Below are 20,582 nucleotides of genomic sequence, written 5' to 3'. Positions count from 1 at the left end.
TCCCGCGGCAGGGATTGGAGCGGAAACCCTGGAGCCCCGCGGGGACGAGGAGGGCGATCGGGAGTGAGCCCGTGCCCGAGTCCCGAAGACGCGGGGCGAAGCGTTGGAGCGCAAAGCCCGGTCCGAGCGATAGCGAGGAGCCGCCCAATGGCCCTTTTAAAAGGGGTACCAGAACATGGTTCCGAGGTTGCGTTTCATCCAGACGGCGAAGATGAGGAAAAGCGCCATGGCGGTAAAGACTATGGCGTCCCCTTTTGCGAGGGGGCGGGCGTTGTACCATGTCCGCTTTTTTTCCGTGCCGAAGCCCCGCAGACTCATGGCGTTGCTGATCACCTCGGCCTTGTCCAGGCTGGAGAGGAGAAGGGGAATCAGTACCCGGGTAACGTTGGTGATCCGCTGCTTTAGGGGGACGTTTTTGGATATGTCCACGCCCCTGGCCTGCTGGCTTTGCATGATGTTGACAAAGTCCTTGGTGATCTCAGGCAGATAGCGGAGGGTGAGGCTCACCGAATAGGCGACCTTGTAGGGGACACCGATTCTGTTCAGACTCGAGGCAAATTCCGTGGGATGGGTGGTGAAGACAAAGAGCAGGGCCATGGGAAAGATCGAAAAGTGTTTGACGGCGATCACCAGAAGGTAAAAGAGGGTTTCCCGCGTCACGGTGTAACGCTCGGTGATGACGAACAATACGGTTTTCGATCCCATGTACTCGACGCCCTGCATGGGGGCGAAGAGAAACATAAAGAGGCTGTTCATGATGAGGATATAGATCATGAATAAAAGGAAGGGGCGGTAGATGCGAAAGGGCACCCGTGAGAGCACTATGAGAAGGAGGCCGAAGAAGAGCATTCCTGCAAGGATCCTTAGATCGAAGGTGGTGAGCACCACGGTGATCCAGTAGATGAACAGGGCGAATTTCGTCACGCCCGAAAGCCTGTGGAGGGGGGAGGCCGTATCTATGTAGTTGAGGCCGAAGCGGATTTTTGACTGGTCCATGTGCGTTGCCTTTGCTCCTCTTCAATGAAACGGTCGATGAACCGGTCGACTTCTCCGATTCCCAGCTTGTTGGCCAGCTCGTAGAGACTGGTCGGCTTCAGGTTGGCCGTTTCGATGATCCCGGGGTTACTGAAAATCCTGGACATGGAATCGTCCCCGATCATCTTGCCGTCGGTCAGCACGATCGATCTGGCGGTGTATTCCAGGGCCAGATGCATGTCGTGGGTGATGAATACAATCGTCAGGCCCGCCTCGTCGTTGAGCCTGCGGAGAAACTCCATGATATCGGTGTAGTGACGATAATCCTGGCCAGCCGTGGGCTCGTCCAGGATCAGGAGCTTGGGCTCCATTACCAAGATCGAGGCGATGGTTACCCGTTTTTTCTGGCCGTAGCTGAGGGAGCCGATGGGCCAGTTCCTGAAGCGGTAGAGGCCGCAGAGTTTCAGTGCCTCGTCGATTCGCCGTTCGATCTCATCTTCCGGCATCTGCCGCAGCTTCGGGCCGAAACCGACCTCTTCCCGGATCATGTGGTGGCTGATCATGTGGTTGGGGTTTTGCATCACAAAGCCGATCTCGCGGCTTCTGTCGGCAATCGTCGTCTTGGAGATTTCTTCGTCGCGAAAAAAGAGCTTTCCGGAATCCTGTTTGATAAGCCCGGTAATGATGGCGGCCAGGGTCGATTTTCCGGCTCCGTTTTTCCCGAGGATGGAAACCATCTCTCCCTCTCTGATATCGAAGCTGATCTCCTCCAGCGCCTTTCGCTCACCCGTGTAGGAGTAGCTTACCGATTCGAGGCGAAGCAGCGAGGGGCCCTTTGCCTCCGGCCGGGGGAGCTGTCGTTCCCTGAACCACTTCAGGATTTTCTCACGGTGCTTCTCCAGGCGGATGGTATCGATGGATGCGGCCCTGTCCTCTTCGGAAAGTGTGCAGCCTGCGAATTTCATGGCCGCGATATAAAGGGGCTCCCTGATTCCTTTTTCAGCGAGAAGGGAGCCTGCAAGCAGCTTGTCGGGCTTCTCGTCGGCGATGATTCGTCCCTGCTCCATGAGCAGAATCCGGTCGACCGGCCGGTGGAGGACATCTTCGAGACGATGCTCGATGATGATGACGGTTTTCCCTGTTTTTCGGTGGATCTCATCGATGAGTTCGATGGCGACCTTTCCCGTCTTCGGATCGAGGTTCGCCAGAGGCTCGTCGAAAAGGAGAAGGTCCACGTCGTCCACCAGAATCCCAGCCAGGGAGACCCGCTGTTTTTGTCCTCCGGACAGCTCAAAGGGTGAGCGTGCGAGAAATTCCTCCATCCCCACCATGGCCGAGGCCTTCTTCACCTGGTCGATCATTTCCGGTCGGCCTACCGCCGCGTTTTCCAGGGCAAAGGCAATGTCTTCGGCCACCGAAAGGCCGACAAACTGACTATCGGTGTCCTGCAGCACCGTTCCCACCAGCTCGCCCCGCTCATGGAGATCGGCGTCTTTACTCTCCTTACCTTCGAGCCTGAAGCTTCCGCTTATCGACCCCTCGAACGAGAAGGGGATTAACCCGTTGATGCAGGAACCGAGGGTCGTTTTCCCGCTTCCCGAGGGACCGACAATGAGTATCTTTTCTCCGGCTTCCACCCTGAGGGATATCTCCTTCAGGGTGGGGGCCTTCTGGCTTTTATACCGAAAGGAGAACGTTTCGAAGGAAAGGAGCGCCTGGCTCATTCTTCCTCGGAAAGCTCGCTGCCCTGTCGGTTTCGTTTTGCAATCAGGGCCATGATGATCGATCCGATGATTGCAATGATGACCGTGTTGGTGCTGGCGATGATCAGCTGCTGGGCGATAACCTTGCTGGCGGGTTCGGCGTAGAGGACATAATCGAGAAAGGCCGAAATGCTGTAGCCCACAAAGTTACCGATGAAGGCCAGGATGATGAAGATGATGATCTCTTTGGTTGCGAATATTCCTTCATCCACCTTGTCCTTTGTGATGATGGGAAAGAGGCCGATGACGATTCCGACGATACCGGAACCGAGGACCCAGGTCATCCAGACGCCCCAGCCGGCGAAAAGATCGGTGATCCAGTGTCCGAGAAACCCGACGAGGAATCCGACCACAGGTCCGTAGAGGGCGGCAAAGATCGCCAGGATTGCCATGGCCGGTTTCAGGGTGGTCTCTGCAAAGATCGGAATACCGAAGATCGGCAGGCCCCCGATTCCGTAGAGGGCGGCGCCGATGGCGATGATCACCACCGTTTTGGGAGAGAGCTTTTTCATAGACGCAACTCCTTTTATTATGCGATCTCGAACCGGATTTTCCACTCCGGTCCGGATTGGATGCCATGCTTTTCGGCGAAACTTCCCTGATTGGTGGAGAGGGAGACAAAGAGGAGCTCGTTATTGTAGATAAGATCCTCTCCAGGCTCTGCTGCCGAGAAAAAGTCGAGGTAGGGCAGGGTTTCCTGGAAGAGTGTTTCGCCGCTTCGGGTAATGGTGACAAGGGCCTTGCATCCGGAGCTAAAACCTGCCGAGGCGAAGAGCTTTTTGGGAATGTTCGTCCAGACATTCCCGTAACGGATATCGAGGATCTCGATCATACCGCTGGCAGAGCCTTTTCCCGTTTCGGGCTCTGCGACGGGAAGGGTGACGATGCTCTTCGGATCGAGCTTTGGGCCGACCTCGTCGAAGGTGATGGTTCCCGAAGCAAGCCGTGCACCGGTATAGCCGTAGACATCCCTGCCGTGGAAGGTGTGGCTCTCTCCGCTTCCCGGGGCCCTGTTTGTTCTCTCGTCTATCTCCCGCAAAGCACTAAGCCCCACATGCTTGGCAATATGGGTAAGGCTTCCGTTGTCCGGGGTGACGATATAGTGATCCTGTGAGGTTTTTGCAACCACCGATCTTCTGCTCGAGCCGACTCCCGGATCAACTACCGAGACGGCCACCGTCTCCTTCGGCCACCAGGGCAGGGCCTGCATGAGGCGATAACTGGCCTCCCAGATATTGAACTGGGGGATGTAGTGGGTAATCTCATGGATTTTGAGGCCCTGATCGACCCCAAGGGCCACCCCGTACATCTCCGCCACCGTTCCTTCGAGTCTGCCGAAATCGGTTTGAAAAAGCAGTAGTTTATGTCGATCCATAGCTTGCCTCTTGTATTATTGTTTTTGCGTTAATCACCCTTGGACAGACGCACCACCCAGCCCCGCCCGGACTCGATGTTGTGGGCCCTGGAGAAGTTTCCCTGATTCACGGCAATACCCACGTTCAGCAGTGAATTGATGTAGACCAGCGACTGGCCGATTGCCGCGTCGCTGAAGGATTTACCGAAGATAAGCCGGTTCCCGTATACGGTGTTGCCGTATTTGCTGATCTCCACCAATACCGTATGGCCGTATTCGACCCCGAGCTCTTCGAACATGGTCCGGGGAACATTGGTCCAGAGGCTTCCGTAACGGGCGTCGAGGATGTCGATACTTGCGGTGATGATTCCATCCTTTAGTTCCGCAGGCTGATGAGCGATGGTGACAGGTTCCGGCGCAAGCTCAGGCCCAATCTGTTCAAAGGTGATCACTCCCGAGGCAAGTCTGGCCCCGGTATAGGCGTAGACATCCCGGCCGTGAAAGGTGTAGCTCTTTTCGCTGCCGCCGAGGCGGTTGATACTCTCTTCTATCTCGCGCATGGCGGTAATGCCGATGGATTCGGATATATGCGTCAGGGTTCCGTTGTCGGGCGTGACGATGTAGTGGCCGCTTTGTGCCAGGGCCACCACGCTTTTCCTGCTGGTGCCGACCCCGGGATCCACCACCGACACAAAGACCGTTCCCGGCCGCCAATATTCGATGGTCTGAATCAGACGGTAACTGGCCTCCCAGATGTTGAACTGCGGAATCTCATGGGTAAGATCGTACAATTTCAGATTATCGCTAACCGCTTCCGCCACACCGTACATGGCGCTGACCGCACCGTCGATGGTTCCGAAGTCGCTTTGAAACACAAGGCTGCCGTTTGTCTTTCTCATGCATGAATGATACGCAAGATGGGGGGATGTTGCAAGATTGATACGAAGGAATGGCTATCGGGAGATGATCGGTATAGTTGCCGACATCTTGTTGATAGCAACAGACATGATCGAACTTGTTTGAAATGGGCTTTACGAGTATGCTCTATGTATGAACAGTGATCAATTTTTACAGGCCATACGGCCCTATGGGCTTATTCCTGTTATCAAACTGGAACATCTTGAAGATGCTCGCTGTATTGGAAAGGGGTTGTGTGATGGGGGGCTTCCTATTGCTGAGATAACCTTTCGTTCGGAATATGCCGAGGCGGGAATAGCGCTCCTTTGTAAAGAATTCCCGGAACTTTTAGTCGGAGCGGGAACTGTTCTTACCCCGTCCCAGGCCGATGCCGCACGTTCGGCAGGTGCTCGGTTTATTGTGTCTCCCGGTTTCAATCCAAGTCTTGTTGATCATGTTCTTCGTACCGGGACCGTAATAATTCCGGGGGTTTCCAACCCGAGTCAGATCGAATGGGCTCTTGAAAAAGGGTTGTCGGTTTTGAAGTTCTTCCCTGCCGAGGTTTCGGGGGGAGTGCGATTTCTCAAGGCTGTTGCTCCTGTGTATCCTCAGATACACTTTTTACCCTCTGGTGGTATCAGCCTTGATAATGTGAGGGAGTACCTTGCTCTTCCCATGGTATCGGCCTGCGGCGGCAGCTGGCTCACCAAGGCCGGTACGGCCGAAGGCATTGCGGCGGAGGTCAGAAAGAGTCTGAATCTTGTGAGGGGAGTTGCGGATGTTTGATCAAAAAGCGACTTCTGCAGCCAATACAAGGGTCGTTACCCTGGGCGAAATCATGCTGCGACTTACCAGTCCCGGCCACACAAGGCTTTTGCAAACGCCCTTTCTTGAGGCGAGTTTCGGCGGAGGAGAGGCCAATGTTGCCGTTTCTCTTGCTTCTTTCGGCCTTGATGCGGCATTTTTCACCGCACTGCCCGAGGGCCCCCTGGGGGATGCCGCAGTGGGAGAGTTGCGTCGACGAGGCGTCGATACCTCTGCGATTATACGGCAGGGTGAGCGCATCGGCATCTATTTTCTTGAGACCGGTGCCAACCAGCGGGCCAGCAACGTGCTCTACGATCGTTCCGGTTCTGCAATAGCTCTGCTTCGGCGGGAAGAGGTTGATCTCAGCGCCCTTTTTGCGGGAGCTAGCTGGTTTCATATCACCGGCATTACCCCTGCCATATCGGAGACGGCGGCCGCACTCAGTATCGCGGCGGTTCGGACTGCAAAAGAGATGGGGCTTACCGTTTCCTGCGATCTTAATTTCCGCAAAAAGCTATGGAAATACGGGAAAAGTGCCCCACAGGTGATGGGGGAGCTTCTCCCGTATGTCGATATTGCCGTCGCCAATGAGGAGGACTGCCAGCACTCTTTGGGCATCGGCCTGGATATCGATGTTTCTTCCGGTGGCCTTGAAGTCGACCGCTATCGGGATCTTGCCTCCCTTGTGCTCGGTCGTTATCCCAATCTTTCCAAACTGGCCATCACCTTACGTGAGGCCAGGAGCGCCGATTCCAACGGTTGGTCGGCTTTGCTTGCCACTCGCGGCGATATCTATATGAGCCGCAGATATGAGATCCGCGATATCGTTGATCGTGTAGGAGGTGGCGATGCCTTTGCCGCCGGACTTATTTACGGTTCCTTGTGTCTTGATGATGAGCAAGAGGCCCTGGAATTTGCCGTTGCCGCAGGCTGCCTTAAACATTCGATCTCCGGTGATCTCAACCTTGTCTCCAGACAGGAGGTGCTTCGGCTTATGTCGGGAGACGGCTCGGGGAGGGTTCGCCGATAGCCGGGGCTTTTTTTATCTACTGTTCCGAATCATGGTGCTTGAAGAGACATAATTCCATCACCACCAGGATTCGGAACACTGAAAATGTAATATGCCTTAGCTAAGCAGGTAGCCTCCGTCGATAACGAGTAGCTGCCCAGTGATGTTGCCTGAGGCCCTTGAGGCAAGGAATAACACCCCTGCTCCAATATCTTCGGGGAGCGATAGGCGTCCCAAAGGGCTTCTTCGGACTACAGATTCCACAAGTTCGGGAGCGCGTTTTCTCAGCTGTGGTGAATCGATAAGTCCGGGAGCGACTGCGTTCACTCGTATCCCCGAAGGGCCGAGTTCGGCTGCCAAGCTGCGAGTGTAGGCTGCCACGGCTCCCTTTGTGGCATCGTAATGGGCACTTTTGCCGAAACCGGGGTGAATGGCATTGATGCTTGCCACATTGACGATGGCAGATCCCGGATGCATGCTCTTCGCTGCCTCCCTGCAGCAAAGAAAGACTCCCCGGGCATTTATACCGAATATTCGGTCCCATTCGGCCACCGACAACTCGCTCTGCTCCGATAAAGATAGGACTCCGCTGTTGTTCACCAGGATATCGAGCGCACCCTCTTTTTTCAGAATTTCTCCGAAAAGAGCTTCTACCGCTTTCTCCTCCGAGACATCGACGCGGAAAGCTTCGGCGAGTCCTCCCTCGTTGTTAATTTCCTGAACGGTTTTTTCGGCCGCAGAGGATGATGAATGATAGGCAACCAGCACCTTGGCTCCCGCTTCGGCCAGGGTACGGCTAATACCCCGTCCGATATTGACACCGCCGCCTGTTACGAGGGCGACTTTGCCTTCAAGCGAAAAAAGGAGTGGGGCTTGTAGGGTTTTCATGTGGCGAACCTCTCCATAGGATGGGGTGGCTATATTGTGATGGGAATGGTGAATCCTGTCCAGAGTGGTGGTCGTTCCCTACTGTTCCGAATCGTGGTGATCAAGGCACCCCAATTTCTTTTCATCCTGTCAGTTACAAAGAGACAGGTACGAAAAATCAGGTACTGCCGGAAACATAAGGCTGTTTCCGGCAAAAACGGCATAAAATCACCACGATTCCTGACACTACTGAAGATCAACAATCACCACAAAGAGGCAGAAAGCTGCAACAGTCAACAGTGTATACCCCATCAGAACCCCATTAATCTGAGGAATCTCCCCCTCTCTTTTTTGGGGAAGGAAAAGCGGAATGACAAAGGGCGGTGGAAGGATGATCAGGGTGATGACGGCGTAAAGAAAAAAGCGATCAAGATGGAGGACCGGCCCCATAATAAAAATGATGAAAAGTAGTGCAAGGGGGCCCATGATGATGATTCTTTGCAGAAAAATCATGGCCGCTTGTTTCATGTAGCGTGGTTTAAAATCCATGTTGTAGCCTATGATGATCAGAATCATGGGAACCAAGGCTGGACTTAGGCTTTTTAGGGTCGATATCAGAAGGCGGGCGGGAAGGGTATCTTCTCCCCACCTTGGAAAACCGCTTATGTTAAGAACGAGGCCGGCAAATATAGCGACGAGGGCCGGATTGGTCACAAAGCTTTTGATTACTTTCGTTGTATCTGAGCGGGAGCCGGTAAGCCCGCTTAGCGACGGGACCATGATAAACCAGACGAAGAACTCCTGGCCGAGCCCTATAATGGCAATCTTCCCAAGCTGTTGCTGCCCGAAGGCTGCGACAAAAAGGGTGATGCCCATCATCCCGAATTCAAAAGAGCTCATGAGGTAGCGAAAGGCTGGAGGTTCATGAAACTTCTTCCTCATAGCGAAACCGTAGGCATAGGTTACCACACAAAGAAAAAAGGCAAAGAGGGGCAGCAGAATATAATTGCCTTGCAGGCGCATATCGAGGAAGGTCAAAAAAAGGGCGGAAGGAAGGATCACTTTGAGGACCAAAATCTGGAGCCCTTGAACATGCGTTGGGTCTATGACGTGCATGGTCCGTAACAGCATGCCGCTGATAAGCAGAATGAGAATCGGGCCGATGGTGATTATAATCGATAGAAACTGCTCTTTCATTATGCTTTCTTCTTTCTTTTTTCGTCTATCTTTATGAGGGCTATCGCAGTCGCACTGTCGGTAATCAGCACATTGAGATACCCTCCCCTCAGGGCGCCGTAGAGGGCCGGTGCCTTGACACTGTTTCCCGAGACCCCGACAACCGTATCGATCTGCCTAAGATCCTCTAAACTGATTCCTATGGTCCTGCGGTCGAAGTCCGTGTCGAGATAATTGCCTTCTATATCGAAGTGGCGGGCACAAATATCACCGATCGCACCTTCTTTTATAAGCTTGCGCAGCTCATCCTTTGTTATGTATCCGGTTCGAAGGAGACTGTAGTTATCAATGTCTTCGGTATAGCCGATTCCCACGAAGGTGATATTAGCCTTCCTCGCATTGGCAAGGGTGTTGTGGATTCTGATATCCTGTAAAAGAGCGTTGCGTACCGATTCGCTTTCGACCACCAGGGGAACATGAAGATAAAAGCTGGAGCAGCTTAGTCTTTCGGCGAGCATCTGGGCGTAGCGGGGGCCGTCGGTGGTGACAATTTCCGACCCTGATGCGCCGATGAGCTGGATGACCTTGGCATCTGGAAGTTCTCTTTGTTCGATGCAGCGAAGCATCTCCCGTAAGGCTTTTCCCCAGGAAATTCCGATGATTGAATCCGGACGGACAACACTGTTGAAGTAGTCCGCTGCAACCCTTCCCAGGTCGGCCATGCTGCAGTCGGTCTCTTCATTTTGGCAGACGATGATTCTGGCCTCTTTCAGACCAAACCTTTGTATGATCTCCGTTTCAAGACTTTGCGAGGTCCAGGGATGCTTAACCCGAATTTCGACGATATGAGTTTCTCTGGCTTCATTCAGCATTTTTGAGATGATGGGACGGGCAATTCCCACCTCCGTTGATATTTCCTGCTGGTTCTTGCCTTCGTTGTAGTACAAATAGGCAATCTTTGCCAAAAGGGCCTTTCGATACTCCTCTTTTTCGATGGTAACCATACCTGCGTCCTCGTTGTGCTTGATTTCTACCTTACCTGTAGTTTCGTAAAAATTCAATAAAAGTATACATGATGAAAAAACAAATGTAAATAACAAATGTAACAATTAAAAATGATAATTTGTATAAAACAAAATGTTGACAAATAAAATATCATATGTTTAAATTAATTTGTAACAAATAATCTTGTAATACAACTACAAATAGGAGAGCTTATGTTTGACAATATCTCTTGGGGAAAAAAACGTCGTCTTTCTCAGATTGTGAAGGGTGATGGCAGGGCCTTGATGCTTGCCATCGATCATGGCTATTTCATGGGGCCGACCACCGGCATGGAGGTTCCGTCGAAGGCCATTGAGAAGTTACTTCCGTATACCGATTCCCTGATGCTCAGCCCAGGTGTCCTGACAAGTAGTATAGATCCCGATTTTGGCAAGGGCTGTGTTTTGCGGGCTTCCGGTGGTAATACCATCTTAGATAAGGATATCGATGATGAAGGGCTTATCCTCACCGCAGAAGAAGCGGTCAGGCTCAATGCCTCCGCCGTTGCCGTTTCCATTTTTGTCGGTGCCGAGCACTCTCATCAGACCATTCTCAATCTAAGTACGATGATCAGCGATGCGGCACGCTTTGATCTGCCGGTCCTCGGCGTGACTGCGGTAGGAAAGGCGCTGAAAGATAAAAAAGAGAAGCGCTACCTTGCTCACGCTTCGCGGATTGCAGCCGAGTTGGGAGCCGATATCGTCAAGACCTACTATTGTGACGGTTTTGAAGAGGTCGTGACGAAGACCCCTGTTCCCATCGTGGTCGCCGGAGGGCCGAAGCTTGATACCTACGAGGATGTACTGACCCTTTGTTACCGATCGATCCAGGAAGGAGCCATCGGAGTGGATATGGGAAGGAACATCTGGCAGTCCGAGTATCCCTCGGCGATTATCCAGGGGGTACAGAAAATCATCCATGAAAACTTTTCTGTGAAACAGGCCCTCGAGTATACCAACGATCTTTGTAATGAAGAGACAAAGCGTGTTGAACTGTTCAAGGTAACAGCCCGGGATATCGAAGATAGCAAGCTTCACTAAAACGGAATCGAGGTCATATGGAAACTGCGGAAGAGAAGCAAAAAGAGGAAATCTTGGTGCTCTCAAATATCTGGAAATCCTTCAGCGGTGTTTCTGTTCTCAAAGGGGTCAATATGACCCTTCGGGAGGGGGAGATCCACGCTTTACTCGGGGGAAACGGCTCGGGAAAGTCGACCCTCATGAAGATCGTTTCCGGGATCTATGGTCGTGATGCCGGGACGATCCTTGTGGACGGAGAAGAGGTGGTCTTCCAAAACCCCTCGCAGGCCCATATGGGGCACATCTATCTGGTTCCACAGGAGCCTCAGATCTTTCCCCACCTCAGTATCGAAGAGAATGTCATCTTGGGGACGGGGTGTAAGGTCGGCGATATGACCAGGGAGATTGTCCGAATAGGAGAAGCCCTTGGCTTTTGCGAGGATCTCTCAGAGCTTGCGGGGGCTTTGAGCATAGCACAACAGCAGCTGCTCGAAATCATTCGCGGTCTTATCCGCAAGGCCAGAGTGCTTATCCTGGACGAGCCGACCTCGACCCTCACCTTCAAAGAGGTGAACTCCCTTTTCGAGCGGTTGAGGGTTCTCAAATCCCAGGGGATAGGCATCTTCTTCATCTCTCACAGGCTTAATGAAATACTTGAGATTTCGGACCGGGTGAGTGTTCTTCGGGATGGGAACATGGTGCTTTGTGAAGCGACTTCTAAACTTGATCACATCAAGTTGGTCAAAGCCATGTTACCTGAAGGAAAGGCGGGCAGGGAGGACCCTTGCGAAGAGAGGCGGCAATCCATCGGTGATGAGACCGTTTTTGAACTACAGGGCTTCAGCTCCGAGGATTTCAAAGATGTTTCGCTCAATGTCAAAAGCGGGGAGATTGTGGGTCTTGCCGGTGTCGTGGGTGCGGGACGGACGGAACTTGCAGAGGCTGTCATGGGAATCACCGGAGGAAGTGCAGGCAAGGTTTTTGTTTCCGGCAAGGAAATCGACGGCCGGACCCCCGGCCGCTGTCAGGAATCCGGGCTCGTCTATGTGCCGGAAGATCGTGCGGCTCACGGAATTTTTCTCGGACAGCCCAATTACTTTACCACGACTTCCAGCATCCTCCACCGTTTCGGAAAGGTATTCATGTCGTCGGGGAAAGAGTACGGCATTGCCAAACGCTTCATCGAGCAGTTCAGAATAAAGGTGGCTGGCCCCGATCAGGTCGCATCGACCCTTTCGGGCGGGAATCAGCAAAAGGTGGTACTTTCACGGGTGATTGCCTGTGATCCCAGCGTGATCATCCTTGACGAACCGACAAGGGGTGTCGATGCCGAAGCCCGTCTTGACGTGTACAACATCATCAGGTCGCTGACGGCTCAGGGGGTCGGCGTCTTACTTATCTCTTCCGATCTCGAAGAGATTCTAGAACTGAGCGACCGCATTTACATTATGTACCACGGTCAGATCACCGGTGAGTATGCACGAAGCGAATGCGACATCGAAACCGTTACGGCGGGAGCCTTTGGAGTGCAGGGTAGCCATGTTTAGCGTACTAATAAGAAAACGGGCATTTCTGGTCTTTCTGATTCAGATTGTGCTCATTATCGTCGTTGGGATCATCAACCCCCTTTTTATTAGGGTCTCGACGCTATCGGGAATCATAGATTCCTCACTTATTATCGTTTTGATCGCCTTAGGTGAGATGTTTGTCCTGCTTACCGGCGGTATCGATGTTTCGGTCGGTGCCATCACCGGTCTGAGCGCCGTTGCTGTGGGGCTTTCCCTGAACGCGGGAATCTCCATTCCCGTGAGCATGATCCTGGGACTCTTGGCGGGATTTGCAGCGGGAGCTGTCAATGGCATAGGGGTCGGGCTCATCGGCGTTCCTCCCATTATCATGACCCTCGGTACCATGGGGGTATTCCGAGGCACCATGTACATCCTCACCGGCGGTAGCTGGATCGACCACGTTGTCACATCTTATAAGCGTATTGCCGGTATCGACCTTTTTGGCATCAGTGCTCTTGCCTGGATTGTTCTCCTTCTCGGGATCATCAGTGCTCTTATCATCCAGAAAACAAGGGCCGGACGTATCTTCCACTATGTCGGAGACAACCGGGAAGGTGCCTTTTTCATGGGAATTCATGTAAAGGCGGGAGTCTTTTGGGCCCATGTCTTTGCTGGTCTTTTTGCCGGCCTTGCCGGTCTGGTTTTTGTGTCGCAGATCGGTTTTATCCCGATGCAGACGGGTTCCGGCCAGGAGATGAGGGCCGTCGCCGCCTGCGTTCTCGGTGGGGTAAGCCTTTCCGGCGGGGTAGGCGGCCCCATGGGAGCCCTGGTCGGAGGCCTGTTTCTTACCACGATCGATTCCATCCTTGTTTTCCTGAAGGTTCCTGCATTCTGGAACGACGCGATTGCCGGGGCCATTCTGCTCTCGGTCGTTTTACTCGATTTCAGGTTCAGAAAAGCCTTCGAGGCTCAGCTGAAAAGCAGACGGGCCCAGCTTGTACTTGAAGAGTCCGCACTTGAGGAGGGGGCCGTATGAAACTCGTAAGCAGTGTTTCCTTTAAACGATGGGAATACTTTATCCTTCTTGCGCTTTTTCTGGAGATCGCGGTTTTCGGCCTGATCAATTCGTCGTTCTTCAACTTTTCGAATTTGCTCTATACGACGAGTGATTTTGCCCACATCCTGCTAGTTGCCGTGCCGCTTACCCTGGTGGTTATTACCGGAGGAATCGATATCTCCATCGCCTCGATGATGGGACTTACCTCCATCGTAACAGGTTTTTCCTGGCAGATGGGCCTGCCCATCGGGGTATCGATCCTTGCCGGTTTTCTGGCAGGTTTTTTGGCCGGATTGTTTAATGGTCTCCTCGTTTCCTCTACGGATATCCCGGCCATTGTTATTACCCTGGGAACGATGTTCCTCTATTCGGGACTGGCAACCGGGATTGCCGGGAGTCTCGGCGCTTCCGGTTACAACGGAATCGGGGGATTTCCCGAGGGCTTTGTTTCCCTTGCCTACGGAGGCCTCGGAGCTGTTCCTAACAGCCTTATCATCGTTCTGCTTTTCTCCCTCGTTTTAAGTCTTTTCCTAAAAAAGAACAGGGTCGGACGTTCTCTCTATCTGATCGGCGACAACATGGAAGCGGCCCGCTACAGCGGTATAAAAATCAGGAAGACCCTGCTGATCACCTATTCGCTCACCGGCATCGGTGCCGCCATCGCCGGTATCCTCCTTACCTCCTATTTTACCTCGGCGCGATCGGATCTCGGATCGGAAGCGCTGCTTCCCGCTCTTACCGCCGTTGTCTTGGGAGGAACGGACATCCAGGGAGGAAAAGGGAGCGTGGCAGGCACCTTGATCGCGGGGATCTTCCTCGGTGTTTTGAAGCAGGGATTGATGTCCATGGGGGTCACCAACGATGTATCCCAGGTGGTAACCGGTTTTATTCTGATCGCCACCGTTGTCGGGAAGGTCGGGTACTCCTTTTTCAAACAGCAGCGTCTCAATCGGAGGGCACTGCGTATTGGGCTCCAGGCTTAATGAGGTCGGGGGCGGTTCATGTGGTTCTTGCCGTCTCGTTGTGAGGCGGAAGCATAATAATTCTCACGGAGGTGTAATGATGAGAAGCATGATGAGAATGGCGGGCATGATAGTACTTTTAAGCCTGCTTATCGTTTCCTTTTCCTTCGCCGGCGGGCAGGGCGAAGCAGGAGGAACACGTGTTGCGTTCATTCCGAAGATTACCGGTAACGGCTTTTTTGAATCAGGCGGCAAAGGCGCCGTGGAGATGGGCAAGGAGTTGGGAATTTCCGTCAAATACGATGGTCCCAGCGAGGCCAGTGTCAGCGCGCAGATCGAATATATCAACAACTTTGTAAACCAGGGATACGATGCGATTGCCGTTTCCGCCCTTTCTCCCGACGGGCTCAACCAGGCACTGAAGCGGGCGATGGACAAGGGGGTCAAGGTTTTGACCTGGGACTCCGATGTCGATCCACGCTACCGCTCCTACTACATCAATCAAGGGACCCCTCAGCAACTTGGAAAGCTTCTCGTAAAGATGGTTGCCGATCAGGTGGGGGGAAAGGCCGCCAAGGTTGCATTTTTCTATTCCAGCCCGGAGGTCACCGACCAGAATCAGTGGGTAAATGTTGCAAAGGAGACCATCGCAAGCGAACACGGCAATTGGGAGGTTGTTACAACCCAATACGGTTATCAGGATCCCCAGAAATCCCTCCAGACCGCCACCGATATTTTCACAACCTATCCGGAACTTGATGCGATTCTGTGTCCCGATTCCACCGCTCTCCCTGCCGCGGCACAGGCTGCAGAGAACATGGGTATCGGCGGGAAGGTCATCATTGTCGGCTTTTCCACACCGAATGCCATGAAGCAGTACGTAAAGTCCGGTACGGTGAACCGCTTTGCCCTCTGGGATGTTGTTGTCCAGGGCAAACTGGCCGTTTATGTTGCCAACCAACTTGCAAACGGCACGGTGTATAACGTCGGCGACTCCTTTGATGTACCCGGAGTCGGAACGGTTAAGGTTTCCCCGAACTCGGTTCAGGGATACGACTACGAAGCGGACGGAAACGGCATCATCTTACTTCCCGAACGAACCGTTTTTAACGCAGAAAATATCGATAACTACGATTTCTAAACTAGTACCATGGGGTCGTTTCGGCGGCCCCGCTTCATAAGCTGAGAGGGTAGAGGAATGAAACATCTGTTGGCACTGGATGCGGGTACCGGAAGCGGTCGAGCAGTCATATTTGATGAAACCGGTAGACAGGTAGCGGCGGTAGGCCGTGAATGGAGCCATCCCGAAGAGGAAGGGGTTCCCGGTTCCATGAGATTTGACTGGGAACGAAATTGGAAATTGCTTGAGAACTGCCTGAAAGAGGCGCTCTCGCAGGTTTCCGATCTCGATCTCGCAGGGGTCGCTGCAACCAGCATGCGGGAAGCGATCGTTCTGTTCGATCATCAGGGCAACGAGATATGGGCCTGTTCAAATGTCGATGCCAGGTCCGTCGAGCAGGTAATTGCCCTTCGAAAAGATCATCCGGAGCTTGAGGAGCAGGTCTACAAGGCCTCAGGCCAGACCTATTCCCTGGCAGCCATTGCCAGGCTGCTTTGGGTCAAGGAGCGCAGACCCGATATCTATGAAAAGGCTGCATCGGTGGCGATGCTCAGCGACTGGATCGCCCATAGACTTGGTGCCCCTTTGAGCATCGATCCTTCCAACGGTGGCACCACCGGCCTTTTCAACCTTAAAACCCGCTCTTGGGACCCTGCTCTTGCCAGGGACTGCGGTATCAAAAAAGAGCTTCTTTCCGCTGCGGTCCATGAGTCCGGCGAGGTGATCGGAGCCGTCGGCAGTGAAGCATCTCTCCGCACTGGCTTGCCAAAGGGGCTTCCCATCGTCACCGGAGGCGGGGATGCCCAGCTCGGCAGCATCGGGGTAGGTGCCGTGCTGGCGGGGGATTGCGCGGTGTTCGGAGGCAGTTTCTGGCAGCAGGAACTGAACATGAACAGGCCCTTTGAGGATGCAAGTCGCCGGGTCCGCATCAATTTCCATGCCGTTCCCGAGCTCTGGCAGGCGGAGACCATCGTCTTCTATCCCGGCATTGTGATGCGTTGGTTCCGGGACGCCGTCTGTCCCGATCTGAAGCAGGAGGCCGCGAGGCGTAACATATCGGCCTATGCCCTGATTTCGGAAATGGCGGCCCAGGTCCCCCCGGGATCAAAGGGAATCATTCCCATCTTTTCGGGCCCGATGAACTATTCGAAGTGGTATCATGCCGCTCCATCGTTTTTAAACCTCAGTGTGGAAGGAAATATTTCCACCCGGGCGGCCATGGGGCGATCCATCCTCGAAAACGCCGCGATCGTGACAAAGGCAAATCTTCTGCGCATCAGGGACTTTACCGGTACCTTTCCCGAAAAGGTTATTTTTGCCGGCGGAGGATCTGTCGATCCCTTCTGGTGCCAGATCCTTGCCGATGTGCTTCAGGTCCCGGTGGAGACCCGTAAGGTAAAGGAGGCCACGGCCCTGGGAGCCGCAATCTGCGCAGGAAAGGGCACCGGCCTTTACGGAAGTTTTTCCGACGGGGTGGCGGCGGTCGTTCGAAAGGAACGACTCTTCGAACCTGATCGGGGCAACGCCTCGGTGTACCAGGAAACCTATGACCGTTGGCTAAAGGCATATACGCAGCAGCTTAGCCTGGTGGATGCCGGTGTCACGACATCAATGTGGAAAGCGCCGGGCGAATGAGCCCGCAATTATAGCATGGAGGAAGAATTTTGACGTACAAGATGATCAACGAAAAGGAAGTAGCCTACCGATTCGACGGCATATCCGGTCCGAAATACCTTTTACGGGGACCACATGTCGATATCGGCATGGTTGTTATCATGCCCGGTGAGGACTTTACCTGTCATTATCATGAACGGATCGAGGAGGATTTTTTCACCCTCGAAGGAAGTGTTGAGATCTATGTGGATGAACAGAAGATCGTGCTGAACGAGGGAGACCTCATTCATGTGCCCCCGAAAAGCAACCACTATCTGAAAAATGTCGGGGATAAGCCCTGGAAAGCGATGTTTGTGAAGGCTCCCTATGACCCGAAAGATAAGGTTGATGTGGACTGGGTTCCCGCCTGATCCTGGTTCCCATGTTGACCCTTTCTATCGACCCTGCCGCCAGGGCTCTCATCTTCGATATCGATGGGACCCTGGTGGACACCCTCGCTATTCACTATCGGGCATGGAAAGCGACGCTTCTGGAGCTTGACAACTATAGCCTTTCGCCCCAGCAGTTTAAGGCGATTATCGGGTATGGAAAGAACGACATGGTCGAACGGCTTTCTTTGCTTCTTGCAAGGCCCCTTGATTTTCGATTGCATGTGGAGCGACAGGAGGCTCATTACGCCTCCGACCTCGTTTTTGCGCGGCCGATAGAGCCTGTTGTCACGCTTCTTACCGACTATTTTGGAAGGCTTCCCGTCTGCCTCGCCACCTCGGAACACCGCCGGATAGCCGAGCTGAATATCAAGGCCGCAGGGCTTGTCGGACGTTTCGATTTTCTGCTTGCTGCGGAGGATGTGGATCGCCCGAAACCCGATCCGGAGATCTACCTGGAGGCTTCGCGCCTTATGGGCCGGGCCCCGGAGTTTTGCCAGGTCTTTGAGGATAGCCCCGTCGGCATCCGGGCGGCTCGTTCCGCCGGCATGATGGTCACCGATGTTTCGGCATGTACTTCCGACGTTCTTTTTTGATGTCGGGATCGTCTTCCTAACACCATTCTGACGAATCGGACTTTTCCGGAGCTATGCTTTCGTTGTATGGTGACAACATGCGACGGAGAAGCGCTTTTGGCTGGTCATTTGAACAGTGGTTCCCGGCCTTTGCCATCGTGGGATTGGCGGTTCCTCTTACCCACCTTATTAAGGGACCTGTAGGCATGGCCTCCGGTGGCGGCCTGGGCGAGGATATTGCCCTGGCCCTGCTGCTCTCCCTTCACTTTCTGTGGCTCCTTTCCACAAAGATGGGGAAAACGAGGGGCCGTCTCGGCACCGGAATACGGCTCAGACGCCTTTCCGTTGGCAGTGAACTTCTGCTCGTTCCCTCGCTTCTTTTTCTGCTTTTTTCATTGATTTTTGCTGCCAATGCCAATATGAGTTATGCTCAGTGGTTTGCCGAGACAAAGGGGAACCTCAGACTTGCCCCCGATTCTTCCCTCCAACGGCTTAACAGTTTGATCCGCTATCTTCCCCTTGTAGTGCTCGATGGTGTCGGTTACGTTGCCGCTCGTATCGGACGACGAGGACGGCTTTCTGCAGAAGGAAGCAGCGGCTTGGATCTGTTTCTTCGGCGTTGGTCAACGCTCCTCGCCCTTGCTTCGGCCGTGCTTGTAAGCCTTTCGTTTTCCACACCTTTGGCGGTAAAGGGGATCGGCTGGATAGGCTATATCGCACCGATTCCCCTGCTTTTGGTGCTGTCGTATACCTCGCCTGTCAGGGCCCTTTTCGCCGGCGTATCCTACGGGACACTTCAGGCGCTTCTCGGTAACTACTGGCTTGGTACCTACGATCTGCTTTCCCTCCATTTTGTTACCGATTTTCACATTGTGATCTACTGCCTCTATATTCCCCTGCTTTTATTGCTCTCAAGGGCCGTTCCGGGCCCCCTGGGGCGGCGTCTTCGGCTGCCTCTGATGGCGTTGATATGGGTCGCCTTTGATTTTATTCGCTCCGGGGGCTTTCTCGGCTACCCCTGGGGGATTCTCGGCACCAGCCAGTACCGCTATCCGGTGGTGATCCAGATTGCCTCCCTTTTCGGCGTGTGGGGTGTCAATCTCTTTCTCTGGCTCTTTGCCGCCTTCGTTGCTTCCCTTATAGAAGGAATCGCCCAGGGCGGGGGAGCGGGAGGATGGAATAGTGTACGTCGTTGCGAGGCGCTGCTCCTTGTTGCCATGACCCTCTCCGTAATGGTCTACGGTCTTGTCGCCCTCAAAGCATGGGAAGCCCGTGAAGCGAAAAGCGAAATAACCGTGGCCCTTATCCAGCAGAACACCGACCCTCGTAAAAACGACTACGCATCGACCCTCGATGTTCTGGAATCCCTAACCCGTGCTGCCCTCTCGTCGCCGACGAGCTCTCTGTCTGATACACTTCCTGATGATGTGGTCGCGTTAAAAAGAAGCGGGAAACCGGTCGATCTTGTCGCCTGGTCTGAAACGGCCTTTGTACCGAATCTCCGGAAGTGGGGCGCCATGGATCCTTCCTCGCATCCCAATGCGGCCCTTGCCAACCGGCTTCTGCATTTTCAGCGGCAACTCGGCACCTGGCTTTTGACCGGCAATGATGACTACGACGAGGTGACCGGTGATGACGGCGGGAACATACGAAACCACTACAACGCCTCGGTTTTCTTCTCGGATACCGGGGAGCGTATCGCCACCTATCGAAAGATGCATATGGTTCCCTTCTCCGAGTACTTTCCCTATGAAAAGCAATTTCCCCTTTTCTATAAAATTCTGACCGACTTCGACGCCACCTTGTGGGAGGCCGGAAGCAATTCGGTGATCTTTTCCCACCCCAGGGCCGATTTTATCACCCCCATCTGTTTTGAGGACAGCTTCCCCGGTGAGGTGGCGGCACATGTGCTACCCGGAGTCGATATGATCCTCAATATTTCCAATGATTTTTGGAGTAGGACCGAAACCGAGGGACAGCAACACGCCGCAAACGCCCTCTTTCGGGCTGTTGAAAACCGTCGCCCCCTGCTTCGTTCGACGGCAAGCGGGCTTACCTGCATCATCTCGCCTGTCGGGAAGATCAGCGTGGAACTGCCTCATTACCATCCCGGTTATATCGTTGCCGATGTACCACTGTACGGGAGACCTGAAACCTTTTATCAGCGGCACATCGACCTGCTTCCCCGGCTGATCCTTTTGTTCCTACCTCTGTTTCTCGTTTCCGGACTCATAGTGCGGTTGTACCGGCTCATCCGATACCGCTGCCGCTGATAAAGGCCTTGACCAACGCCTGCCGTCGAGCTATCATTATTGCAATAAATCTTATGCACAATGGTGCGGAAAGGAAGTGTATATGAAAACCAGGAACGCTATCTCGGTGAGTATCCCCGGAATGGGGGAGTGAG

At 53.6% G+C, this 20,582-nt stretch carries 19 protein-coding genes; 11 read left to right on the top strand and 8 right to left on the bottom strand.

The window, feature by feature from the left end; all coding sequences use genetic code 11:
* Positions 1–156: 156 nt before the first annotated feature.
* Genes SPIRS_RS18120 through SPIRS_RS18100 form a run of 5 tightly spaced genes read right to left on the bottom strand, consistent with a single transcriptional unit; the run spans position 157 to position 4,991 of the window.
* Positions 157–996 (bottom strand): energy-coupling factor transporter transmembrane component T family protein, encoded by an 840-nt coding sequence (locus tag SPIRS_RS18120; RefSeq protein WP_013256138.1) that lies wholly within the window; start codon positions 994–996, stop codon positions 157–159.
* Positions 957–2,699 carry an ABC transporter ATP-binding protein gene (locus SPIRS_RS18115; protein ID WP_013256137.1) on the bottom strand — a complete coding sequence of 581 codons (1,743 nt, stop codon included), beginning with the start codon at positions 2,697–2,699 and terminating at the stop codon, positions 957–959. The genes SPIRS_RS18120 and SPIRS_RS18115 overlap by 40 nt, the downstream gene beginning before the upstream one ends.
* Positions 2,696–3,250, bottom strand: a complete 555-nt coding sequence (locus SPIRS_RS18110) for an ECF-type riboflavin transporter substrate-binding protein (RefSeq protein ID WP_013256136.1) — start codon at positions 3,248–3,250, stop codon at positions 2,696–2,698. Before SPIRS_RS18110 ends, SPIRS_RS18115 begins: the two co-directional genes overlap by 4 nt.
* Positions 3,251–3,267: 17 nt before the next feature.
* The gene (locus tag SPIRS_RS18105) at positions 3,268–4,113 is read right to left on the bottom strand and encodes an SAM hydrolase/SAM-dependent halogenase family protein (protein WP_013256135.1); all 846 of its coding nucleotides are present in this window, start codon (positions 4,111–4,113) and stop codon (positions 3,268–3,270) included.
* 29 nt (positions 4,114–4,142) lie between these two features.
* Entirely contained in the window at positions 4,143–4,991 is an 849-nt protein-coding gene (locus SPIRS_RS18100; RefSeq protein WP_013256134.1) for an SAM hydrolase/SAM-dependent halogenase family protein, read from the bottom strand.
* 151 nt (positions 4,992–5,142) lie between these two features.
* Between SPIRS_RS18100 and eda the strand changes: the two genes are divergently transcribed.
* Together eda and SPIRS_RS18090 are read left to right on the top strand one after the other, a co-directional pair.
* Entirely contained in the window at positions 5,143–5,775 is a 633-nt protein-coding gene (eda, locus tag SPIRS_RS18095) for a bifunctional 4-hydroxy-2-oxoglutarate aldolase/2-dehydro-3-deoxy-phosphogluconate aldolase (RefSeq protein WP_013256133.1), read from the top strand.
* Positions 5,768–6,826, top strand: a complete 1,059-nt coding sequence (locus SPIRS_RS18090; RefSeq protein WP_013256132.1) for a sugar kinase — start codon at positions 5,768–5,770, stop codon at positions 6,824–6,826. Before eda ends, SPIRS_RS18090 begins: the two co-directional genes overlap by 8 nt.
* Before the next feature lie 96 nt (positions 6,827–6,922).
* On the opposite strand, the gene SPIRS_RS18085 is transcribed toward SPIRS_RS18090, so the two are convergent.
* The 3 genes from SPIRS_RS18085 to SPIRS_RS18075 all read right to left on the bottom strand — a co-directional run bounded on the left by SPIRS_RS18085 (position 6,923) and on the right by SPIRS_RS18075 (position 9,852).
* Positions 6,923–7,693, bottom strand: coding sequence for an SDR family NAD(P)-dependent oxidoreductase (locus SPIRS_RS18085; RefSeq protein ID WP_013256131.1), 771 nt, complete (start codon positions 7,691–7,693; stop codon positions 6,923–6,925).
* Between the two features lie 225 nt (positions 7,694–7,918).
* Positions 7,919–8,869, bottom strand: coding sequence for an AEC family transporter (locus SPIRS_RS18080; protein ID WP_013256130.1), 951 nt, complete (start codon positions 8,867–8,869; stop codon positions 7,919–7,921).
* The gene (locus SPIRS_RS18075; RefSeq protein WP_013256129.1) at positions 8,869–9,852 is read right to left on the bottom strand and encodes a sugar-binding transcriptional regulator; all 984 of its coding nucleotides are present in this window, start codon (positions 9,850–9,852) and stop codon (positions 8,869–8,871) included. The genes SPIRS_RS18080 and SPIRS_RS18075 overlap by 1 nt, the downstream gene beginning before the upstream one ends.
* A gap of 213 nt (positions 9,853–10,065) precedes the next feature.
* Between SPIRS_RS18075 and lsrF the strand changes: the two genes are divergently transcribed.
* From lsrF to lnt, 9 genes are all read left to right on the top strand, one after another.
* Complete coding sequence (lsrF, locus tag SPIRS_RS18070) at positions 10,066–10,932, top strand: 3-hydroxy-5-phosphonooxypentane-2,4-dione thiolase (RefSeq protein ID WP_013256128.1); 867 nt, start codon at positions 10,066–10,068, stop codon at positions 10,930–10,932.
* Between the two features lie 17 nt (positions 10,933–10,949).
* Complete coding sequence (locus SPIRS_RS18065; RefSeq protein WP_013256127.1) at positions 10,950–12,458, top strand: sugar ABC transporter ATP-binding protein; 1,509 nt, start codon at positions 10,950–10,952, stop codon at positions 12,456–12,458.
* Positions 12,451–13,455 (top strand): ABC transporter permease subunit, encoded by a 1,005-nt coding sequence (locus SPIRS_RS18060; RefSeq protein ID WP_013256126.1) that lies wholly within the window; start codon positions 12,451–12,453, stop codon positions 13,453–13,455. Before SPIRS_RS18065 ends, SPIRS_RS18060 begins: the two co-directional genes overlap by 8 nt.
* On the top strand, positions 13,452–14,459 hold the full coding sequence (locus tag SPIRS_RS18055; RefSeq protein ID WP_013256125.1) for an ABC transporter permease: 1,008 nt from the start codon (positions 13,452–13,454) through the stop codon (positions 14,457–14,459). The genes SPIRS_RS18060 and SPIRS_RS18055 overlap by 4 nt, the downstream gene beginning before the upstream one ends.
* A 76-nt stretch (positions 14,460–14,535) precedes the next feature.
* Complete coding sequence (gene lsrB, locus SPIRS_RS18050) at positions 14,536–15,579, top strand: autoinducer 2 ABC transporter substrate-binding protein LsrB (RefSeq protein ID WP_020610758.1); 1,044 nt, start codon at positions 14,536–14,538, stop codon at positions 15,577–15,579.
* A 57-nt stretch (positions 15,580–15,636) separates the two neighbouring features.
* The gene (gene lsrK, locus SPIRS_RS18045) at positions 15,637–17,193 is read left to right on the top strand and encodes an autoinducer-2 kinase (protein ID WP_013256123.1); all 1,557 of its coding nucleotides are present in this window, start codon (positions 15,637–15,639) and stop codon (positions 17,191–17,193) included.
* Between the two features lie 29 nt (positions 17,194–17,222).
* Positions 17,223–17,582: a cupin domain-containing protein gene (locus SPIRS_RS18040; protein ID WP_013256122.1), complete on the top strand. Its 360-nt coding sequence runs from the start codon at positions 17,223–17,225 to the stop codon at positions 17,580–17,582.
* An 11-nt stretch (positions 17,583–17,593) separates the two neighbouring features.
* Complete coding sequence (locus SPIRS_RS18035) at positions 17,594–18,196, top strand: HAD family hydrolase (RefSeq protein WP_013256121.1); 603 nt, start codon at positions 17,594–17,596, stop codon at positions 18,194–18,196.
* Between the two features lie 77 nt (positions 18,197–18,273).
* Complete coding sequence (gene lnt, locus SPIRS_RS18030) at positions 18,274–20,448, top strand: apolipoprotein N-acyltransferase (protein WP_148224101.1); 2,175 nt, start codon at positions 18,274–18,276, stop codon at positions 20,446–20,448.
* Positions 20,449–20,582: the final 134 nt, after the last annotated feature.

It is taken from the genome of Sediminispirochaeta smaragdinae DSM 11293, from assembly GCF_000143985.1.
In the GTDB taxonomy this organism is placed as follows: domain Bacteria; phylum Spirochaetota; class Spirochaetia; order DSM-16054; family Sediminispirochaetaceae; genus Sediminispirochaeta; species Sediminispirochaeta smaragdinae.
Note: the sequence above shows the minus strand (reverse complement) of the source record. Positions and strands in the feature narration are given on the sequence as shown.